Source organism: Streptomyces sp. NPDC051738 (genome assembly GCF_044453205.1).
Taxonomy (GTDB): domain Bacteria; phylum Actinomycetota; class Actinomycetes; order Streptomycetales; family Streptomycetaceae; genus Streptomyces.
In genome coordinates this window covers 25020-43258 of record NZ_JBITCM010000009.1, presented here as the reverse complement: position 1 = coordinate 43258, position 18239 = coordinate 25020, and the positions used below count along the sequence as shown (strand labels likewise).

The window sequence follows — 18239 nt, the reverse complement described above, 5'->3', positions numbered from 1 at the left end:
GAGACATCAATGTCTCACATGCGCTACTCTCGTCTCATGGCCGTAGATCGTGACCACGTCCTGCGCACCGCCGCAGCCCTGCTGACCCGCAAATCCACCGCGACCATGGACGAGGTCGCCAAGGCGGCCGGGATCAGCCGTGCCACGCTGCACCGGCAGTTCGCCGGGCGCGATGCCCTCGTACGGGCGCTGGAGTCGCTCGGCATCGCGGAGTGCGAGGCCGCGCTGGCAGCGGCCCGCCTCGACGACGGGCCCGCGCCGGACGCCGTGCGCCGGCTGGTCCGCGAGATCGAGCCCGCGGCCGGACTGCTCGCGTTCCTCTACACGGAGAACCAGCTGTTCGAGGGCGAGGAGCAGAACGCGGGGTGGGCGCGCATCGACGAGCGCATCGCCGCGCTGTTCCGGCGCGGCCAGCAGAGCGGTGAGTTCCGCATCGACCTCACCCCGGCCTGGCTCACCGAGGCGCTCTACGGCCTGCTGGCCTCCGGGGCCTGGGCGGTCTCGGAGGGCAGGGTCGCCCGCAACGACTTCACCCACATGATCACCGAGCTGCTGCTCGGCGGCGCACTACGGCATCACGCCACTGGACAGAGAGAGGAATCATGACCAGCACCCTGCAGCCGGCGACCACGACCGAGGCGGTGAAGCGCCCGGGCCGCTGGCTCGCGCTGTCCGTCCTTGTGCTCGCCGTGCTGCTGGTGGCCGTCGACGCGACCGTCCTCGGCCTGGCGACCCCCTACATCAGCGAGGACCTGAAGCCCTCCGGCACCCAGCTCCTCTGGATAGGTGACGTCTACTCCTTCGTGATCGCGGGCCTGCTCGTCTCGATGGGCAGCCTGGGCGACCGCATCGGCCGCAAGCGGATCCTGCTCGTCGGCGCCACGGCGTTCGGCGCGATATCCGTCCTCAACGCCTACGCGACGACGCCCGAACTGATGATCCTGGCCCGGGCCTTGCTCGGTGTCGCGGGCGCCACCCTGATGCCCGCCACCCTCGCCCTGATCCGCAACCTCTTCCACGACCCGCGCGAACGCAGCCTCGCCATCGGTATCTGGGGCGCGACCGCCTCCGCCGGTACGGCCGTCGGCCCGATCGTCGGTGGCTTCCTGCTCGAACACTTCTGGTGGGGCTCGGTCTTCCTGATCAACCTGCCGGTGATGGCGGTCCTCGTCCTCGTCGGCATCAAGCTGCTGCCCGAATCCCGGAACCCCAGTCCCGGCCCGTGGGACCTGATCAGCGTGGCCCTGTCCCTCGTCGGCATGCTCGGTGTCGTCTACGCCGTCAAGGAGGCGGCCGCACACGGCTTCATGTGGACCACGCTCGCCGCGGGCCTGCTGGGCGCGGCGGCGCTGTACGGCTTCGTACGCCGCCAGCTCACGCTGCCGACCCCGCTGCTGGACATGCGGCTGTTCCGCGGTCGCGGCTTCAGCGGCGCGGTGCTGGCCGACCTGCTGACCATCCTCGGCCTGTCCGGCCTGGTGTTCTTCCTCTCCCAGTTCCTGCAACTCGTGCAGGGACGGGGCCCGTTCGAGGCGGGCCTGGCCGAACTGCCCGCCGCGATCGGCGCGGTGGTGGCCGGCCTGATCGCCGGTCGCGTCGCCCGCCGCTACTCGGTACGGGCCGTGGTCTCCGGCGGCCTCGCGGCGATCGGCCTGGCCCTGGCCGCGCTCACGGTGATCGACCGCTCGACGGGCTACCCCCTGCTCGGCGCCGCCCTGCTGGTCGTCGGCATCGGCGCCGGTTTCTCCTTCACGGTGACATCGGACGTGATCCTCTCCTCCGTACCGAAGGAGCAGGCGGGCGCGGCGTCGGCGGTGTCGGAGACGGCGTACGAACTGGGCGCGGCGATGGGAATCGCCGTACTGGGTTCGATCGTGACCGGCGTGTACAGGGACTTCGCAGGCCCGGCGGGCACTCCGGCGGAGGCGCACGAGTCGTTGGGCGGGGCGGTGGAGGCGGCGGCTGCGATGCCGTCGGACACAGCTCGGGCGATGCTGTCCTCGGCCCAGGATGCCTTCGTCGACGGCCTCACGATCGCGGCAGGCGCAGGCGCGGCAGTCCTGCTCGCGGCGGCGGTGGCAGCGTGGTTCCTCCTCCGCGGCCAACGGCTGGACAACGCCGCATCTTAGGGGGGCGGGGCTGTATCGATTGGCGGCTCCGCCGCGTGGGCGCGACCAGCCACGACGAACCCGCAGCAAACAGACCGCCCGCAGCTCCGCGAACCCCCCGGCCCAACCAGCGGAGCTACGCCGCTTCCTTTGCCTTGCTCGCGTACATGTCCACGTACTCCTGCCCGGACAGCCGCATGACCTCCGCCATCACGGAGTCGGTCACGGCCCGCAGCACATAGCGATCCCGGTCCATTCCCTCGTACCGGGAGAACTCCATAGCCTCACCGAACCGAACCGTCACCTTGCGCGGCCGCGGCATGCCCGCCCCACCCGGCTGGATCTTGTCCGTGCCGATCATGGCGAACGGGACGACCGGCGCCCCGGTCATCAGCGTCAGCCGCGCGATGCCGGTGCGCCCCCGGTACAGCCGTCCGTCGGGCGAGCGGGTGCCTTCGGGGTAGATGCCGAAGACCTGGCCCTCCTCCAGGATCCGGCGCCCGGTCATCAGCGCCGCGACACCGCCCCGGCCGCCGTCCCGGTCCACCGGGATCATGCCGACGCCGGTGAAGAACCAGGCCATCAGGCGGCCCTTGAACCCCTTGCCGGTGACGTACTCGTCCTTGCCGATGAAGAGGACCTGACGGTCGCAGACCAGCGGCAGGATCATCGAGTCGATGAAGGTGAGGTGGTTGCCGGCCAGGATGACGGGACCGTCGCCCGGGATGTGCTCCGCGCCCTCCACCTGTGGGCGGAACATCAGGCGCATGATCGGTCCGAGCACTGCCTTGATGAGCGCGAAGCGGGACAACGTGCCCTCCGGTGTCAACGGTTTCCTATATGTCTGTGCAGGTGAGGACGATACTCGCGGTCCCGGGTCTCCCGCACATCGGGTGCGCCGACTTCACCGACGTCTTACTCACTGTTGACGCGGGTTTACCTGCGGTGGCGCGCCGGAGCCCGCTTGTAACGCGCCCGCCACGATGTGACGGACATCGCCCTCGGGGCATACCGGACGCGTTCCCCGCGTCACCACGACGAATCCGACGGCACGTCACCACTGCGTTCACGTACGACATCCAGCGTCACCCACGCGTTCCGGCGGTGGTCTCCCCACCGTCATGTACACGCACCTAGGATCGGCCCGCGCCCCGGAGGCGGAGCGCCGAGCACAGAGGTCGAACGGACGGGCAGGAAGGGCGCTCATGGGAACGCAGGAGAACGGGCAGACGGTCGGAACCGGACGGCGGGCGCTGCTCGGAGCGGCCGTGCTCGGCGCGGGCGGAGCGGTCCTCGGGCTGTCCGGTACGGCGACGGCCGCCGAGGCCCGGCACGGTGGCGGCGGTCTGAAGTCCCTGCCCAAGCCGACGATCATCGGCCATCGCGGCGCCAGCGGCTACCGGCCCGAGCACACCCTCGGCTCTTACCAGCTGGCCCTCGACATAGGCGCCGACATCGTCGAGGCGGGCGACCTGGTGCCCACCAAGGACGGCCACCTGGTCTGCCGGCACGAGCCGGAGATCGGCGGCACGACCGATGTCGCGGACCACCCCGAGTTCGCCGACCGCAAGAAGACCACGCTGCTCGACGGCGTCTCCACGACCGGCTGGTTCACCGAGGACTTCACGCTCGCCGAGCTGAAGACCCTGCGCGCGATCGAGCGCATCCCGGCCAACCGTCCGCACAACACCCTGTACAACGGCCGCTTCGAGATCCCCACCTTCGAAGAGGTCCTGCGGTGGCAGGACGAGCAGACCCGTAAGCGCGGCAAGCAGGTCTGGATCTACCCCGAGCTCAAGCACCCCACCTACTTCCGCAAGCTGGGCCTCGCCCTGGAGGAGCGGGTCGCCAAGGTGCTGCACAAGCACGGCAAGGACCGCCGGAACTCGCCGGTCGTCATCCAGTCCTTCGAGCCGACCAGCATCCAGCGCCTGAACAAGCTGGTCGACAACCCGCTGGTGGTCCTGCTCTCCGGCCCGACCACCCGCCCCTGGGACTTCGTCGAGACCGGCGACCCGCGCACCGTCGCCGACCTGGTCAAGCCGGCCGGCCTCAGGGAGATCGCCTCCTACGCCCAGGGCATCGGCCCCACCCTGGACCTGGTCATCCCGAAGGACGCGAACGGCAACCTGACCACGCCCACCACGCTGGTGAGCGACGCGCACAGGGTCGGCCTGCTCCTGCACCCCTGGACCATGCGCAACGAGAACCCCTTCCTCCCCGCGAACTTCCGCAAGGGCACCGACGCGGACGCCTACGGCGACGTCTTCGGCGCCTACAAGGTGTACTTCGCGACCGGCATCGACGGCGTCTTCACCGACAACCCCGACACGGGCGTGCTGGCCCGCGAGGACTTCGTCAACGGCTGAGACCCACGCCCCGGTTGGGGTGAGCGTCGGCCGTCCGGGCAACCCCGCGCCCGGGCGGCCGCGTCGTGCCGCATATGACGGACGACCCGAGCGACGACCTGGTTGCCGCGCTGCGCCCCCTCCTCACCGCCGAGGCCTCGGCAGAGGCACCCGCCTGCGGAGCGGAAGCCGGCGACCTGGAACAGGCGGTCTGGCTTCGCCTCCTCGAACGCCTCGACTCGGACGGCCCGCCCCCGGACCCACCGGGTTGGCTGCGCCGGGCGGTCCGCTCGGAGGCGCGCCGCAGCCGCCGTACGACGCGGCTCGAACGACCGTATGAGCACGAGCCGGCGGACGAGAGCGCCGACGACCCGGAACACCTCGCCCTCACGGCCGCCCGCCACCGGGCCCTGCGGGAAGCGGTCCGCCGGCTCCCCGGCCGCTGCCCGCGTCTGATGGAGGCCCTCCTCTCCCCGAAGGACCTGACATACCGGGAAATCGCGGGGGAGTTGGGTATCTCACAGGGCAGTCTCGGCCCGGAACGTTCCAGATGCCTGGGATGTCTGCGTCGTTTGCTCGCGCCGGAGGTTGCGGCCCGCAGAGCGCGGGGATAGGAGTGAGGAACAACAGGCGATCAGGTGAGCGGGAGGCGTGCGCACATGGGCATGAGCGTGACCATCTCGGTGGCGACCGAGCAGGACGCGGAGCAGATCTTCAGGCTGCAGTACCTGTGCTTCCAGAGCGAGGCGGCGCTGTACGGCAACTACCGCATCGACCCGCTGGTCCAAACGCTGGACTCGGTCCGCGCGGAGGTCGCCGCTGACTGCGTCTTCGTGGCGCGACTCGGCGACGAGGTCGTCGGCTCGGTCCGCGGCAGCGTCACCGCGGAGGGCGCCGCCGCCATCGGCAAGCTCTGCGTCCACCCCCGCCTCCAGGGCCACGGCATCGGCGCGAGGCTGCTGCGCGCGGCGGAAGCCGCCCTGACCGAACAGCGCGGCGCCAAGAGGTTCCGCCTGGAGGCAGGCCACCGCAGCGAGGGCAACCTCCGCCTGTACCGCAAGGTCGGCTACGAGGCGGTGGGCACGTCGAAGGGCGCCGACGGGGTGCCGATGATCGTCCTGGAGAAACTGGCGGGGACGTACGCCACTACGGCTTGACGGTTCGTGCCTTGCGGAGCCAGTACAGGGCCGACAGGGGCAGCAGTACGGGGATGAACAGATATCCCATGCCGTAGTCGGACCAGACGGTCGCGTCGGGGAACGCCGATGGTTCCACCAGCGTCCAGGTGCCGATGACCAGAACGCCCGCGAGCTCGGCGGCGCAGCACACCAGCGCCGCCTTGCGGGCTCTTTCGCCGCCCCTGACGAGGGTGTACGTGATGAACCCGTACACGAGCCCCGCCACCGCCGACAACGAGTAGGCGAGCGGCGCCCGGTCGAACTCCGTCGCGATCTGGTACGCCGATCGCGACACCGCCCCGACGACCATCACGCCGTACAGCCACACCAGCAGAATCCCGGGCCCACTGATCAGCCGCGTCCTGGTCGGCTTCTCCTCGGTCACGGCCACCTCAGCCTCCCCAGATGTCATAGAGCCGCACCTCCAGCACGGCGAGCACCACACCGCCCGCGGCGACCGTCACCGAACCCCACTTGGTGCGCTCGGCCAGCGACATGAAGCCCGCGGCCGGAACGCACGCGAACGAACCCAGCAGATACGCCACGAAGATCGTCGTGCCCTGCTCCGGCTTCTCGCCCCGCGCCAGCAGCACGATCCCGACCACCAGCTGCACCAGGGCCAGCACCGTCACCACGGCCATCCCGATGAAGTGCCAGTCCTTGGTCGGCTGATCACGGTACGCCGCCCATCCGCACCACGCGGCGAGCAGCAGCGCGGCGACCCCGGTCACCAGCGTCAGGGCATCAAACATGCGGCGAGCCTATTACGGGCCAAAAGGCCTGATGCGGCCGCCCCCGGCGGGCATCGTAGGGTCGAGGGCATGAAGATCCGTGCACAAGCCCTCCTGTTCGACAACGACGGCACCCTCGTCTCCTCCCTGGCCTCCGTGGACCGCTGCTGGGCGCGCTGGGCCGAGGAGTACGGCATCACGGAGGAGTTCGGCAGGGTCGAGCTGCACGGACGCCCGGCCGTCGAGATAGTCGCCGACCTGCTGCCCGCCGACGTCGTGCCGGAGGCCCTCGCCCGGATCGAGACCCTGGAGGTGGAGGACGTCCCGAACGGCGGCGCGCACCTGCTGCCCGGCACCAAGGACCTCCTCGACTCGCTGCCCGCCGACCGCTGGGCCGTCGTCACCTCCGCCACCCGACGCCTCGCCGAGGCCCGGCTCGAGGCCGTCGGGATCCTCCCCAAGACCATGGTCACCGCCGACGACATCACGCGCGGCAAGCCCGACCCCGAGCCCTACCTCCTCGCCGCCCGCGAACTGGGCGTCGACCCGGCCCACTGCGTCGTCTTCGAGGACGCCCCCGCGGGTCTCGCGGCCGGTCGCGCCGCCGGCATGACCACCGTGGCGTTGGCCACAACCCACGAGGCCCACGAACTCGAAGCCGACCTCGTCGTGCGGGACCTGTCCGCCCTGTCCGCGCTGGTCATCGACGGGGCCGTGGAGATCTCCGTCCGCGACTGACGGCTGTCCGCCGTTGTCCAGGATGCGGACGGCGGCGGTTGGTAAGGACCGTACGTCTGGTTTACTGATCGCATGACCACGACGAGCTGCCGCACCGCTGCGACCGAGGCGACCATGACGCCCGGTGCTCGTTGTATGTGTCGAATGTGCGCCTTCTAGAGGGCCCCTGCACCACCTGAGCCTCGCGCCCCGAAGCGAGAGCCCGCTCATGTCCGCGTCCGCGCCTCGCGTACGGGACTGAGCCGCGCCCCGCGCACACGATTCTCCCCTCCGGTTCGACCGCGTCCCCGAGAACCGTGCTGCGTCCTGGCTGCCTTCGACCCTGCCATGCCACGTGCCCGGCGCCCACGACGTGCCGCGCACTCGACAGTGACGGAAACCCCAGTGATCACCACATCGGGCCTGACCAAGGTCTACCGCTCACGCGGCCGAGAGGTCACCGCCCTCGACGGCGTCGATCTCCATGTCCGCGAAGGCGAGGTGTACGGCGTCATCGGCCAGTCCGGCGCCGGCAAGTCCTCGCTCATCCGCTGCGTCAACCTGCTGGAGCGCCCCACCGCCGGCACCGTGACCGTCGCCGGACAGGACCTCACCGCCCTCGCGGGGCGCGGACCCCGGGCCGGCAAGGAACTCCGGCAGGCCCGCAGCCGTATCGGCATGGTCTTCCAGCACTTCAACCTGCTGTCCTCCCGCACCGTCCAGGACAACGTCGAGCTTCCGCTGGAGATCCTCGGCCAGTCGGGCAAGGAACGCTCCCGCAAGGCGCTCGAACTGCTCGACCTCGTCGGTCTTGCCGACAAGGCCAAGGCCTACCCCGCCCAGCTCTCCGGCGGCCAGAAGCAGCGCGTCGGCATCGCCCGCGCCCTGGCCGGCGACCCCAAGGTGCTGCTCTCCGACGAGGCCACCAGTGCCCTCGACCCGGAGACCACCCGCTCCATCCTCCAGCTGCTGCGCGACCTGAACCGGCAGCTGGGCCTGACCGTCCTGCTCATCACGCACGAGATGGACGTCGTGAAGTCGATCTGCGACTCGGCCGCGCTCATGGAGCAGGGCCGCATCGTCGAGTCCGGCACCGTGAGCGAGCTGCTCGCCACGCCCGGCTCCGAACTGGCCGCCGCCCTCTTCCCGGTGGGCGGCGAGGCCTCAGGCGACGACCGCACCGTCGTCGACGTGACCTTCCAGGGCGAGGCGGCCACCCAGCCGGTCATCTCCCAGCTCTCGCGCACCTACAACATCGACATCTCGATCCTCGGCGCCGCCATCGACACCGTCGGCGGCCTCCAGGTCGGCCGGATGCGCATCGAACTGCCCGGCCGCTACGAGGACAACGTCGTGCCCATCGGCTTCCTGCGCGAACAGGGCCTGCAGATCGACGTCATCGATGAACCCCTGTTGGTGAAGGAAGGTGCCAAGTGACCTGGTCCGAGATGCAGCCCCTGCTGGAGCAGGCGTGTTGGGACACCCTCTACATGGTCGGCTGGTCCACCCTCATCGCCGTCGTCGGCGGCCTTCCGCTCGGCATCCTCCTCGTCCTCACCGACCGGGGCGGTCTGCTCCAGAACGTCCTCGCCAACAGGGTCATCGGTCAGATCGTGAACGTCGCCCGGTCGATGCCGTTCATCATCCTGATGGTCGCGCTGATGAGCTTCACGCGCTGGATCACCGGCACGACCATCGGCCGCGAGGCCGCCATCGTGCCGCTCGCGATCGGCGCGATCCCCTTCTTCGCCCGCCTGGTCGAGACGGCTGTCCGCGAAGTGGACGGCGGTCTCGTTGAGGCCGTGCAGTCGATGGGCGGCAACACCTGGACGATCGTGCGCAAGGTCCTCGTACCCGAGTCCCTGCCGTCCCTCATCGCCAGCACCACCACCACGATCGTCGCCCTCATCGGCTACTCGGCCATGGCCGGCACGGTCGGCGCCGGCGGCCTGGGCGACATCGCCATCCGCTACGGCTACCAGCGCTTCGAGACCGAGCTGATGTGGTTCACCGTCGCGATCCTCGCGGTCGTCATCTCCCTCATCCAGTTCGCCGGCGACTACGCGGCCCGCTCCCTGCACCGCCGCGGCGGCCACTCGGGCGCGGCGCCGAAGCTGCGGCTGCTGAAGGCGTCCACGGCCACGAGCAAGACCGTCTGAGCGCAGGCAATCCCTCCTGATCCCCCTTATCTCCCCCGCCCACCCGTCGCGGGGCCGCACCACCCATAAGGAAAGGCACTTTTCGTGCGTAACACCGCCAAGATCACCACTGCCGTCCTCGCCGCCGGAGCCCTCACCCTCGGGCTCTCCGCGTGCGGCTCGGACAAGGACTCCGGTTCCGACGCGAGCGCCCCGCTGAAGGTCGCGGCCACGCCGACCCCGCAGGGCGAGATCCTCACCTACATCAAGGACAAGCTCGCCAAGAAGGCCGGCCTCGAACTCGAGGTCAAGGAGTTCACCGACTACGTGACGCCGAACACGGCCGTCCAGCAGGGTGAGGTCGACGCCAACTACTTCCAGCACCAGCCGTACCTGGACGACTTCAACAAGAAGAACGGCACCGACATCGTCGCCGTGCCGAACGCCACGGTGCACCTGGAGCCGCTCGGCGTGTACTCCCAGGGCGTCAAGAAGCTCACGGACCTGAAGAAGGGCGCCACGATCGCCCTGCCGAACGACACCACCAACGAGGCCCGCGCGCTGAAGCTGCTGGAGGCCAACGGTGTGATCAAGCTCAAGGCGGGCGCCGACTACACGGCGACCCCCAAGGACATCGCCACCAACCCCAAGAACCTCCAGTTCAAGGAGCTTGAGGCGGCCCAGCTGCCGCGCTCCCTCGGCGACGTCGACGCCGCGGTCATCAACGGCAACTACGCGCTGGAGGCCGACCTCAGCCCGGCCAAGGACGCCATCGCCGCCGAGTCGCCCAAGGACAACCCGTACGGCAACTTCCTCGCCGTGAAGAAGGGCAACGAGGACGACCCGCGCGTGCAGAAGCTGGCGAAGCTGCTCACGTCGCCCGAGGTGAAGAAGTTCATCGAGGACAAGTACGACGGCGCCGTCGTCGCGGCCTTCTGACCGACATGAAGCGCCTCTCCGTACCGCTGACGGCCACGCTGGCTCTCGGCCTGACGCTCACCGCCTGCGGCTCGGGCTCCTCCGGTGGCACCGACGACGACACGTTGGTCGTCGGCGCCACCGCGGTCCCGGCCGGCGAGGTACTGACGTACATCAAGGACAACCTCGCCCAGAAGGCGGGCCTCGACCTGGAGATCAGGGAGTTCACGGACTACGTCCTGCCGAACACCGCGCTCCAGGAGGGCTCGCTCGACGCGAACCTGTACCAGAACAAGCCCTACCTGGACGACTTCAACGAGTCCAAGGGCACCGACCTGGTCCCGGTCGTCGACGCCTATCTGCCGCCCATGGGCGTCTACTCGAACAAGGTCACCGACGTCACGAAGCTCGCCGACGGAGCCACCGTCGCCGTGCCGAACGACACCACCAACGAGGGCCGCGCCCTGAAACTCCTCGCCTCCAAGGGCGTCATCACGCTCAAGGAGGGCGCGGGCACGGACGCGTCCCCGGCGGACATCGCCGCCAACCCCAAGCACCTGAAGTTCAAGGAGCTGGAGCCCGCCCAGCTGCCGCGCTCGCTCGACGACGTGGCCGCGGCGGTCATCAACAACAACTACGCCCAGGACGCGGATCTCAGCCCCACCGAGGACGCCATCCTGCTGGAGTCGGTGAAGGACAACCCCTACGCCAACCTCCTCGCCGTGAAGAAGGGCAACGAGGACGACCCGCGCGTGAGGAAGCTCGCGAAGCTGCTCACGTCGTCCGCGGTGAAGAAGTTCATCGAGGACAAGTACAAGGGCTCGGTCCTGCCGGTCGCTTCCGGCTGACGGCGCGTATACGGCGTTTCGGTACGCACAGGGTCCACTCGCTCACCCGGGGTGGACCCTGTCGTGCGGTTCAGTGCTTTCATGCTGCATGCTGGGCAGTTCAGCAGGCCCTGTAGGTTTTCCGAAGGTTACGGAGCGGCGCATGACTAGCACCTTCCCCAACATCTCCATCAGCACGGAGCGGTTGGTGTTGCGCCCCCTCGACGAGGACGACGTGCCCGCACTGGCCGAGATGATGAACGACGAGCAGGTCGGCGCCTGGACGGACGTCCCCCAGCCCTACACCGAGGACGGCGCCCGCACCTGGATCAACGAGTACGCCCCCGCCGAGCGGGCGGCCGGGCGAGGACTCGACCTCGCCGTCACCGAGTTCCTCACCCAGCGCCTGGTCGGCGTCGTCCAGCTCGCCAAGACGAACTGGCATGTGCGCTCCACCGAGCTGTCGTACATCATCGCTCCCTGGGCCCGCGGCGAGGGCTACGCCTCCGAGGCCGCGCTGGCCACCGCCCAATGGCTGTTCAGCGACCAGAAGTTCGAACGGATCGAGCTGCGCACGGCCGCCGACAACACCGCCTCGCAGCAGGTCGCCCAGAAGATCGGCTGTATCAGCGAGGGCGTCCTGCGCAACGCGTGCATAGCGCACGTCCGCACGGACGACGGCACCTGGACCGACGTACGCACGGACTTCATCGTCTGGAGCCTCCTCCCGGAGGATCTCGACGGCGCCGGGGACCAGCTGGCCGACAGCGGCGGCTTCACCTCGTTCGGCGAGTGGAACTGACGGGAATCGAACCCACGGGCACGGGCGGTGCCGACCCGGCGACCAGGTACCCTCACGGAGCCCGCCCCTCGTAGCTGCCCACGACGACCTGCGCGAACTCTGGAGACTGACGACGATGGCCGACCGCGTCACGGTGATCGGCTGGGACGGCTCGCCGCTGACCGCCGCGGCACGCTCCGCTCTCGGTGCCGCCACGCTCGTGGCCGGCGCCGCACACCACCTGGCGCTTCCCGAGGTGCCGCCCGCCGCCGAGCGCATCCGTCTCGGCAGCACCGCCCTCGCCGCCCGCCGCATCGCCGGCCACCGCGGGACCGCGGTCGTATTCGCCGACGGCGATCCGGGCTTCTTCGGCGTCGTACGGACCCTGCGTGCACCCGAGTTCGGCCTGGAGGTCGAGGTCGTCCCCGCCGTCTCCTCGGTCGCCGCCGCCTTCGCCCGGGCCGGCATGCCGTGGGACGACGCACAGGTGGTCGTCGCACACCGTCGCACCCTGCGACGCGCGGTGAATGTGTGCCGCGCCCACACCAAGGTCGCCGTCCTCACCTCACCCGGCGCCGGACCCGCCGAACTCGGCCTGCTCCTGGAGGGCGTGCACCGCACCTTCGTCATCTGCGAGGAACTGGGCACCGAGCGCGAGCAGGTCACCGTCGTCACCTCCGACAAGGCCGCCGACCACGCATGGCGCGACCCGAACGTCGTCATCGTCATCGGCGGCCGGGCCGGCGCGGGGGAGTCCGGTGGCTGGATCTCCGGGCGCGACCCGGGCGTCGGGCCGCGCGGCTGGACCCTGCCCGCCGAGTCCTACGGCGGACTAATGGGCGAGGGCGAGCTGGAACCGCTGCGTGCGGCCCAACTCGCCAGGCTCGGCCCGCGCGTCGGCGACCTCGTGTGGGACATCGGCTGCGGCAGCGGCGCCTTCGCCACCGAGGCCGCCCGGGCCGGCGCCGCCGTCATCGCCGTCGACCGCGACCCGCGGGCCTGTGAGCGCACCGGGGCCAACGCGCGCGGCTTCGGAGTCCAGCTCCAGATCGTCCACGGCACCGCCCCGCACATCCTGGAGAACCTCCCCGAACCGGACGTCGTACGCGTCGGCGGCGGGGGAGCCGCCGTGGTCTCCGCCGTCGCAGACCGGCGCCCGCAGCGCATCGTCACGCACGCCGCGACCCGTGACGCCGCCGAACTCGTCGGACGGGACCTGACCCAGCACGGCTACGACGTGGAGTGCGCGCTCCTGCAGTCCGTGGAGCTCGACACGCGGGCCTGGACGGAGCGCGAGCGCACGGTTGCGTTCCTGCTCAGCGGGGTGTTGCCCGACCGCACGGTATGACCGTGTACCTGTCCCCGTGATCCTGTTGTCGTACCGCGCGCGGTAGGCTGGCCGATCGTTGTACCGCACTCGGTCGCCCGGCGCTTCGTCGGTCAATGTCCGGAAAAACACGCCCCGTTTGGGGTGCGTGTGGTACGGCGGACCTGGGGGACGCGCAACGTGGCGCAGTCCACAGCGGCCTGTCGCGGATCAACCTGTCGCGACGGCCGAACGGCCAGGACAATGCCACTCAATGGCTTTGTCGCCTTTTTTGGGCGGGTCGTTCGTGCCGCTGGGCACGCACGCTCGTTCTTCACTGCGGGGGCGGTCGGTGCGCCGTTCCCGGGCGAGCTGGTCGTAAGAGGCACTAACCGATGGGCGAGGGGTACGCATGACCGACACCGGCCAGGTCCCGAGCGAGGGACTGCCGGAGAGCGCAGGCATGGTGGAGCAGCCGGGCGCCCCCGCGGCGCACGGTACGTACACCTACCTCTCCGAGACCACCGCCGAGGACGAAGACCTGCTGATGCCCGGTTCCCACGGTGCCTGGGGCAACGAGGTCGCCCCGCCCGCGCCGGAGCCGGTCCTGGAGGCCGTGCACGAGCCGGGCCCGCACGAGATCTCCGGCCGCGACAGCGGCTCGGTCGACCTCAGCGGCGTCCGCCTCCCGAACTCGACGCCCCCCTCGACGCCGATCCCGCCCATCACGCCCCGACGCCCCCTCCACCTCGGTCCGCCGATCCCCGACGCCTCCGCCAGCCCGGTCCGCTCCCTCGCCGACCGCGGCGCCGTCGGCGCCCCCGTACGCCACCCCGGCGCGACCGGCCCCGAGTACCTCGACGTCCAGCAGCACCGCGAGGCGGCGGCCCCTCAGACGGCGACACCGTGGGGCGCGCCGGCCCCGGCACCGGTGAGTGTCGAGGTGTCGGCTGCCGAAACGGTTGTCCCGACCGGGCAGCCTGTCGGCTCGGCACAGGCGGTGGTGGCCGGGGTCGCCATGGGCGCCGTGGCCCCGGGGAGTGCTCCGCAGGGCACGGCGGACGTGGCGCAGGCTGCGACCTTGGACGCGGTGCAGAGCGCGGCTTTGGACGTGGCGCCGGGTACCACGGATGCGGCGCAGGCCGCTGCGCCAGAGGTGCAGCAAGGTGCCGCGGCTGGTGTGGTGGTGCCCCAAGAGGGTGCGTACGACGGCCAGCTGCCGTCGGCCGCCGATGCCACACCGGTCGTAGATGCGGAGCAAGTCGTCGCCGGGGAACCGGGTGCGGACGGAGGTCTTGCTCCTGGAACGGCACCGGCTGCGAGTGCCGGGCAGTCGGCCGACGGCGCGCAGGTTCCGGGTGCCGAGGCGACGCATGGCCAGGACGCCGGTCAGTTGGCGGTGGCCGCGGATGACCCCACCGTCGGGGCTGCCGTCGTGCCCGGGGCCGGGGATGGCGCGGCAGCTGTGGCCGATCCCGGTGCCGGCGCGGTCGAGGCGATCCCGTCCGACGCTGACGGCGGGGAGGTCCCGGTGAGCGGGGCGGCCCAGGATGCCGGGCCGGTGCCTGGCGCGCCCGGTGTCCCCGACGCCGTACAGGACGCGGGAGCCGGCGATGTGCCCGAGCACGGGCAGGGCTTCGAGCCCGAGCAGGTTCCGGGAGTCGTGCCGGGCGCTGAGGGCGTGCCGGTTGGCGGGGACCCTTCGGTTGCCGGGGACCCTTCGGGCGACGGCGCGCGGGCTGTCGGTGCGGGCGTCGCCGAGGTCTCCGAAGCTGGCGAGGTCGCTGAGGTTCCCGGCGCTGCCGCGCCCGGGGCCGCACCGACTGGCGAGGCTGCCGCGGCTGAGCCCGGGGACGTCGCCGAGACAGCCACGCCCGAGGCGGTGCAGCCGGTGGCGGCATCCGCTGCGGAAGGCGAACTAGCCCTCGTGGAGACCGCCGCCGAGGGCGAGGGGGCCCCTGCGGCAACTGCTGTTGAAGGCGAGCAGGTCCTCGCGGCGCCTGCTCCTGAGGGCGAGCAGGTCCTCGCGGCGCCTGCTCCTGAGGGCGAGCAGGTCCTCGCGGCGCCCGCTCCTGAGGCGCAGCAAGCTCTTGTCGTGCCCGCTGCTGAAGCAGAGCAAGCTCTTGCAGCGCCCGCTGCTGACGGCGAGCAGGCCGTCGCCGCGCCCGCCGCCGAGGGCGAGCAGACTCTTGCAGCGCCCGGTCCTGACGCAGGGTCGGCCTTCGCCGCGCCCGCTGCTGAAGCAGGGCCGGCCCTCGCCGCGCCCCCCGCTGAAGCAGAGCAGGCCCCCGCAGCACCCGCCCCCGAAGCCGCCCAGATGCCCGGGACGCCTGTAGTCGAGGGCGAACAGATCCCCGGGGCTCCCTCCGCCGAGGCTGCCCAGGTTGCCGATGCCGTCGCGCCCGAGGCTCTCGCCCAGGGCGGCGAAGAGCCCGCTCCCGAGGGTGCCCCGGTTCCTGAGGCTGTCTCCGCCGCCGAGGCCGCCCAGGCCGCGGCCGAGGGTGTCATCCCGGTTCAGGTCCAGCCGGCCCCGGAAGCCGACCGCGACCCGACGGCATCGGAAGCGGCACCGGCTCCCCAGCCCGCGGACGCCGAGCAGGTCGGGCAGGTGCCCCACCCCGCCCACGACGCCTCCGCCGTCGTAACCCTCGATGCAGCCCTCGATCCGACCCCGCACTTCCCGGACGCCGAGCTCTCCGCCCCGGTGGCGGAACCCCTGGCGGACCCGAACCTCGCGCAGAGCCCGCAGCCGGCCCATGACGGCACGCCGGCGGACACCGACGCGGCCGTCGCCGCACAGGCCGTGGCCGCGAACACGCTCGGCGCCGAAGCGGAAGCACCTATCGCGGACCCCGCAGGCCAGGTGCCGGGCGCCCAGCAGACTCCGGACATGCCCGCCGAGCCGGCCGAGGCTCCTCAGCCGCTCGCCGCGTCCGCCGCCTCGAACGCCCCCGGCACCGACCCGTCGAGCCCTGACTCGCCCGACCCGCAGGCTTCCCCGACGGACATCGCACCGGCCGAAGCGCCCGAGCCCTTCGTAGCGGAACCCGCCGGACCGCAGCTGCGGTCAGTGACCCAGTCCGCGCAGGCCCTCCAGGACCCCCAGGACGGCGACGACGCCACAGCCGTCCTCCCGTCGGCCACGCCCCTGGAGCCCACGCCCGACCAGTCCCTGGGGCAGTTCGTCCCGGTCGAGGGCCTGGTTCCGACCACCCCGCACCTCGCGCCGACCCCGCCGCAGCCGATCCTCCTCCCCGTGAAGGAGGCACCGGCCGCCGTCGCCACGGTCCCGGCACCCCGCGGGGGCGACCCCGAACTCGTACAGCACGCGGAGGACCTGGACACCCGGGCCGCCGACCAGGAAGACCCTCAAGAAGAGAGCACGGCCGCAGTGGAAGAAGTACGTCAGTCCACCGGCCCCGCCGCGCCCGCCTACGACGACGCCGAGCGCGAGGCCGTCCTCAAGGTCATGCGCGAGCGCCGCGACATCCGCAACGGCTTCCGCAGCGACCCGATCCCGCACGAGGTCCTGCTGCGCGTCCTGGAGGCCGCCCACACCGCGCCCTCCGTGGGCCACTCGCAGCCGTGGGACTTCGTCGTCATCCGGTCCGCCGACACCCGGCGCACCATGCACGAACTGGCCCAGCGTCAGCGCGAGGCGTACGCCAAGTCGCTGCCCAAGGGCCGGGCCAAGCAGTTCAAGGAACTGAAGATCGAGGCCATCCTCGACACCCCGGTGAACATCGTCGTCACCGCCGACCCGACCCGCGGCGGCCGGCACACCCTCGGCCGGCACACCCAGCCGCAGATGGCGCCGTACTCCGCCGCGCTCGCCGTCGAGAACCTCTGGCTCGCCGCCCGCGCCGAGGGCCTCGGCGTCGGCTGGGTCAGCTTCTTCGACGAGCGCGAGATGGTCCGCGCCCTCGGCCTGCCCGAGCACCTGGAGGTCATCGCCTACCTGTGCGTCGGGTACGTCGACGAGTTCCCGGACGAGCCCGAGCTGATGCAGGCCGGCTGGTCCAAGCGCCGCCCGCTGTCGTGGGTCGTGCACGAGGAGACGTACGGCCGTCGCGCCCTGCCCGGTGAGGAGCCGCACGACCTGCTCGGTGAGACCGTCGCCCAGATCCGTCCGCTGGACGCCAAGGCGCTCGGCGAGGCCTGGGAGCGGCAGAAGCGCATGACCAAGCCGGCCGGCGCGCTCGGCATGCTGGAGATCATCTCGGCCCAGCTCTCCGGGCTGTCCCGGCAGTGCCCGCCGCCGATCCCGGAGCCCGCGGCCGTCGCGATCTTCGCCGGCGACCACGGCGTGCACGCCCAGGGCGTCACCCCCTGGCCGCAGGAGGTGACGGCCCAGATGGTCGCCAACTTCCTCGGCGGCGGCGCGGTCTGCAACGCCTTCGCCGGCCAGGTGGGCGCCGAGGTCTGCGTCGTGGACGTCGGTGTGGTCACCGACCTCCCGGCGACCCCGGGTCTGCTGCCCCGCAAGGTCCGCGCGGGCACCTCCGACATGACGACCGGCCCCGCGATGACCCGCGAGGAGGCCAAGCAGGCCATCGAGGTCGGCATCGAGACGGCCCGCGACCTGGTGGCGGCCGGCAACAAGGCCCTGCTCACGGGCGAGATGGGCATCGCCAACACGACCGCGTCGGCGGCCCTGATCTCCGTCTTCACGGACACCGACCCGGCCGACGTGACGGGCCGCGGCACCGGCATCAACGACGAGACCCTCGCCCGCAAGACCGAGGTCGTCCGCCGCGCCATCGAGCTCCACCAGCCCGACCCCGCCGACCCCATCGGCGTCCTGGCCGCGATCGGCGGCTTCGAACACGCCGCGATGGTCGGCCTGTTGCTCGGCGGCGCGTCCCTGCGCACCCCGGTGATCCTGGACGGCGTCAGCGCCGGCGCCGCCGCCCTGGTCGCCCGCGCGATCGCCCCCGAGGTGCTGGCCGCCTGCATCGCGGGCCACCGCAGCGCCGAGCCCGGCCACGTCGCCGCCCTCAACAAGCTGGGCCTGCGCCCCCTGGTCGACCTCGACCTGAGGCTGGGCGAGGGCACGGGCGCGCTGCTGGCCCTGCCGTTGGTGCAGAGCACGGCGAGGGCGATGCACGAGGTGGCGACGTTCGACTCGGCGGGGGTAACTGAGAAGTAGCGGTTGCCGTATCGCTGGTGAGGACTCCGGTGCGACAG

General features: G+C 71.3%; 16 protein-coding genes. 13 read left to right on the top strand and 3 right to left on the bottom strand.

The window, feature by feature from the left end; translation table 11 throughout:
• Nucleotides 1-36 precede the first annotated feature (36 nt).
• Together ACIA8X_RS21990 and ACIA8X_RS21985 are read left to right on the top strand one after the other, a co-directional pair.
• Nucleotides 37-606: a TetR/AcrR family transcriptional regulator gene (locus tag ACIA8X_RS21990; protein ID WP_393461350.1), complete on the top strand. Its 570-nt coding sequence runs from the start codon at nucleotides 37-39 to the stop codon at nucleotides 604-606.
• The gene (locus ACIA8X_RS21985; RefSeq protein ID WP_393461352.1) at nucleotides 603-2129 is read left to right on the top strand and encodes an MFS transporter; all 1527 of its coding nucleotides are present in this window, start codon (nucleotides 603-605) and stop codon (nucleotides 2127-2129) included. The genes ACIA8X_RS21990 and ACIA8X_RS21985 overlap by 4 nt, the downstream gene beginning before the upstream one ends.
• Before the next feature lie 115 nt (nucleotides 2130-2244).
• Here the strand turns inward: ACIA8X_RS21985 and ACIA8X_RS21980 are convergent, their stop codons facing one another.
• A complete protein-coding gene (locus ACIA8X_RS21980) occupies nucleotides 2245-2919 on the bottom strand; it encodes a 1-acyl-sn-glycerol-3-phosphate acyltransferase (RefSeq protein WP_346182974.1) in 675 nt (224 codons plus the stop codon).
• Between the two features lie 394 nt (nucleotides 2920-3313).
• On the opposite strand from ACIA8X_RS21980, the gene ACIA8X_RS21975 reads away from it, so the two are divergent.
• From ACIA8X_RS21975 to ACIA8X_RS21965, 3 genes are all read left to right on the top strand, one after another.
• Nucleotides 3314-4477, top strand: coding sequence for a glycerophosphodiester phosphodiesterase (locus ACIA8X_RS21975; protein WP_393461354.1), 1164 nt, complete (start codon nucleotides 3314-3316; stop codon nucleotides 4475-4477).
• 74 nt (nucleotides 4478-4551) lie between these two features.
• Nucleotides 4552-5070, top strand: coding sequence for a sigma-70 family RNA polymerase sigma factor (locus tag ACIA8X_RS21970; RefSeq protein WP_393461356.1), 519 nt, complete (start codon nucleotides 4552-4554; stop codon nucleotides 5068-5070).
• A 45-nt stretch (nucleotides 5071-5115) separates the two neighbouring features.
• Nucleotides 5116-5613, top strand: a complete 498-nt coding sequence (locus ACIA8X_RS21965; RefSeq protein WP_093908978.1) for a GNAT family N-acetyltransferase — start codon at nucleotides 5116-5118, stop codon at nucleotides 5611-5613.
• On the opposite strand, the gene ACIA8X_RS21960 is transcribed toward ACIA8X_RS21965, so the two are convergent.
• Nucleotides 5603-6046 carry a hypothetical protein gene (locus ACIA8X_RS21960; protein WP_393461359.1) on the bottom strand — a complete coding sequence of 148 codons (444 nt, stop codon included), beginning with the start codon at nucleotides 6044-6046 and terminating at the stop codon, nucleotides 5603-5605. The two genes, ACIA8X_RS21965 and ACIA8X_RS21960, sit on opposite strands and share 11 nt — an antisense overlap.
• Nucleotides 6027-6386, bottom strand: coding sequence for a hypothetical protein (locus ACIA8X_RS21955; RefSeq protein WP_093908976.1), 360 nt, complete (start codon nucleotides 6384-6386; stop codon nucleotides 6027-6029). The genes ACIA8X_RS21960 and ACIA8X_RS21955 overlap by 20 nt, the downstream gene beginning before the upstream one ends.
• Nucleotides 6387-6455: 69 nt before the next feature.
• On the opposite strand from ACIA8X_RS21955, the gene ACIA8X_RS21950 reads away from it, so the two are divergent.
• The 8 genes from ACIA8X_RS21950 (at nucleotide 6456) to cobT (ending at nucleotide 18201) form a co-directional block, all read left to right on the top strand.
• The gene (locus tag ACIA8X_RS21950) at nucleotides 6456-7103 is read left to right on the top strand and encodes an HAD-IA family hydrolase (protein ID WP_393461361.1); all 648 of its coding nucleotides are present in this window, start codon (nucleotides 6456-6458) and stop codon (nucleotides 7101-7103) included.
• Nucleotides 7104-7430: 327 nt separating this feature from the next.
• On the top strand, nucleotides 7431-8519 hold the full coding sequence (locus ACIA8X_RS21945; RefSeq protein ID WP_393461363.1) for a methionine ABC transporter ATP-binding protein: 1089 nt from the start codon (nucleotides 7431-7433) through the stop codon (nucleotides 8517-8519).
• On the top strand, nucleotides 8516-9241 hold the full coding sequence (locus tag ACIA8X_RS21940; protein WP_393461365.1) for a methionine ABC transporter permease: 726 nt from the start codon (nucleotides 8516-8518) through the stop codon (nucleotides 9239-9241). The genes ACIA8X_RS21945 and ACIA8X_RS21940 overlap by 4 nt, the downstream gene beginning before the upstream one ends.
• 84 nt (nucleotides 9242-9325) lie before the next feature.
• Nucleotides 9326-10159 (top strand): MetQ/NlpA family ABC transporter substrate-binding protein, encoded by an 834-nt coding sequence (locus ACIA8X_RS21935; protein WP_393461367.1) that lies wholly within the window; start codon nucleotides 9326-9328, stop codon nucleotides 10157-10159.
• Nucleotides 10160-10164: 5 nt separating this feature from the next.
• Entirely contained in the window at nucleotides 10165-10986 is an 822-nt protein-coding gene (locus ACIA8X_RS21930; RefSeq protein ID WP_393461369.1) for a MetQ/NlpA family ABC transporter substrate-binding protein, read from the top strand.
• 142 nt (nucleotides 10987-11128) lie between these two features.
• Nucleotides 11129-11767, top strand: coding sequence for a GNAT family N-acetyltransferase (locus ACIA8X_RS21925; protein ID WP_393461371.1), 639 nt, complete (start codon nucleotides 11129-11131; stop codon nucleotides 11765-11767).
• 115 nt (nucleotides 11768-11882) lie between these two features.
• The gene (gene cbiE, locus ACIA8X_RS21920) at nucleotides 11883-13094 is read left to right on the top strand and encodes a precorrin-6y C5,15-methyltransferase (decarboxylating) subunit CbiE (RefSeq protein ID WP_393461373.1); all 1212 of its coding nucleotides are present in this window, start codon (nucleotides 11883-11885) and stop codon (nucleotides 13092-13094) included.
• A gap of 370 nt (nucleotides 13095-13464) precedes the next feature.
• A complete protein-coding gene (cobT, locus tag ACIA8X_RS21915) occupies nucleotides 13465-18201 on the top strand; it encodes a nicotinate-nucleotide--dimethylbenzimidazole phosphoribosyltransferase (RefSeq protein ID WP_399458919.1) in 4737 nt (1578 codons plus the stop codon).
• Nucleotides 18202-18239: the final 38 nt, after the last annotated feature.

Excerpts from the sequence above, each read along its gene's own strand:
- cobT (WP_399458919.1), top strand. The coding sequence starts at position 13,465 with ATGACCGACACCGGCCAGGTCCCGAGCGAGGGACTGCCGGAGAGCGCA.
- ACIA8X_RS21955 (WP_093908976.1), bottom strand. The coding sequence starts at position 6,386 with ATGTTTGATGCCCTGACGCTGGTGACCGGGGTCGCCGCGCTGCTGCTC.
- ACIA8X_RS21975 (WP_393461354.1), top strand. The coding sequence starts at position 3,314 with ATGGGAACGCAGGAGAACGGGCAGACGGTCGGAACCGGACGGCGGGCG.
- ACIA8X_RS21990 (WP_393461350.1), top strand. The coding sequence starts at position 37 with ATGGCCGTAGATCGTGACCACGTCCTGCGCACCGCCGCAGCCCTGCTG.
- cbiE (WP_393461373.1), top strand. The coding sequence starts at position 11,883 with ATGGCCGACCGCGTCACGGTGATCGGCTGGGACGGCTCGCCGCTGACC.
- ACIA8X_RS21925 (WP_393461371.1), top strand. The coding sequence starts at position 11,129 with ATGACTAGCACCTTCCCCAACATCTCCATCAGCACGGAGCGGTTGGTG.
- ACIA8X_RS21950 (WP_393461361.1), top strand. The coding sequence starts at position 6,456 with ATGAAGATCCGTGCACAAGCCCTCCTGTTCGACAACGACGGCACCCTC.
- ACIA8X_RS21985 (WP_393461352.1), top strand. The coding sequence starts at position 603 with ATGACCAGCACCCTGCAGCCGGCGACCACGACCGAGGCGGTGAAGCGC.
- ACIA8X_RS21960 (WP_393461359.1), bottom strand. The coding sequence starts at position 6,046 with ATGACATCTGGGGAGGCTGAGGTGGCCGTGACCGAGGAGAAGCCGACC.
- ACIA8X_RS21930 (WP_393461369.1), top strand. The coding sequence starts at position 10,165 with ATGAAGCGCCTCTCCGTACCGCTGACGGCCACGCTGGCTCTCGGCCTG.
- ACIA8X_RS21965 (WP_093908978.1), top strand. The coding sequence starts at position 5,116 with ATGGGCATGAGCGTGACCATCTCGGTGGCGACCGAGCAGGACGCGGAG.
- ACIA8X_RS21945 (WP_393461363.1), top strand. The coding sequence starts at position 7,431 with ATGCCACGTGCCCGGCGCCCACGACGTGCCGCGCACTCGACAGTGACG.
- ACIA8X_RS21970 (WP_393461356.1), top strand. The coding sequence starts at position 4,552 with ATGACGGACGACCCGAGCGACGACCTGGTTGCCGCGCTGCGCCCCCTC.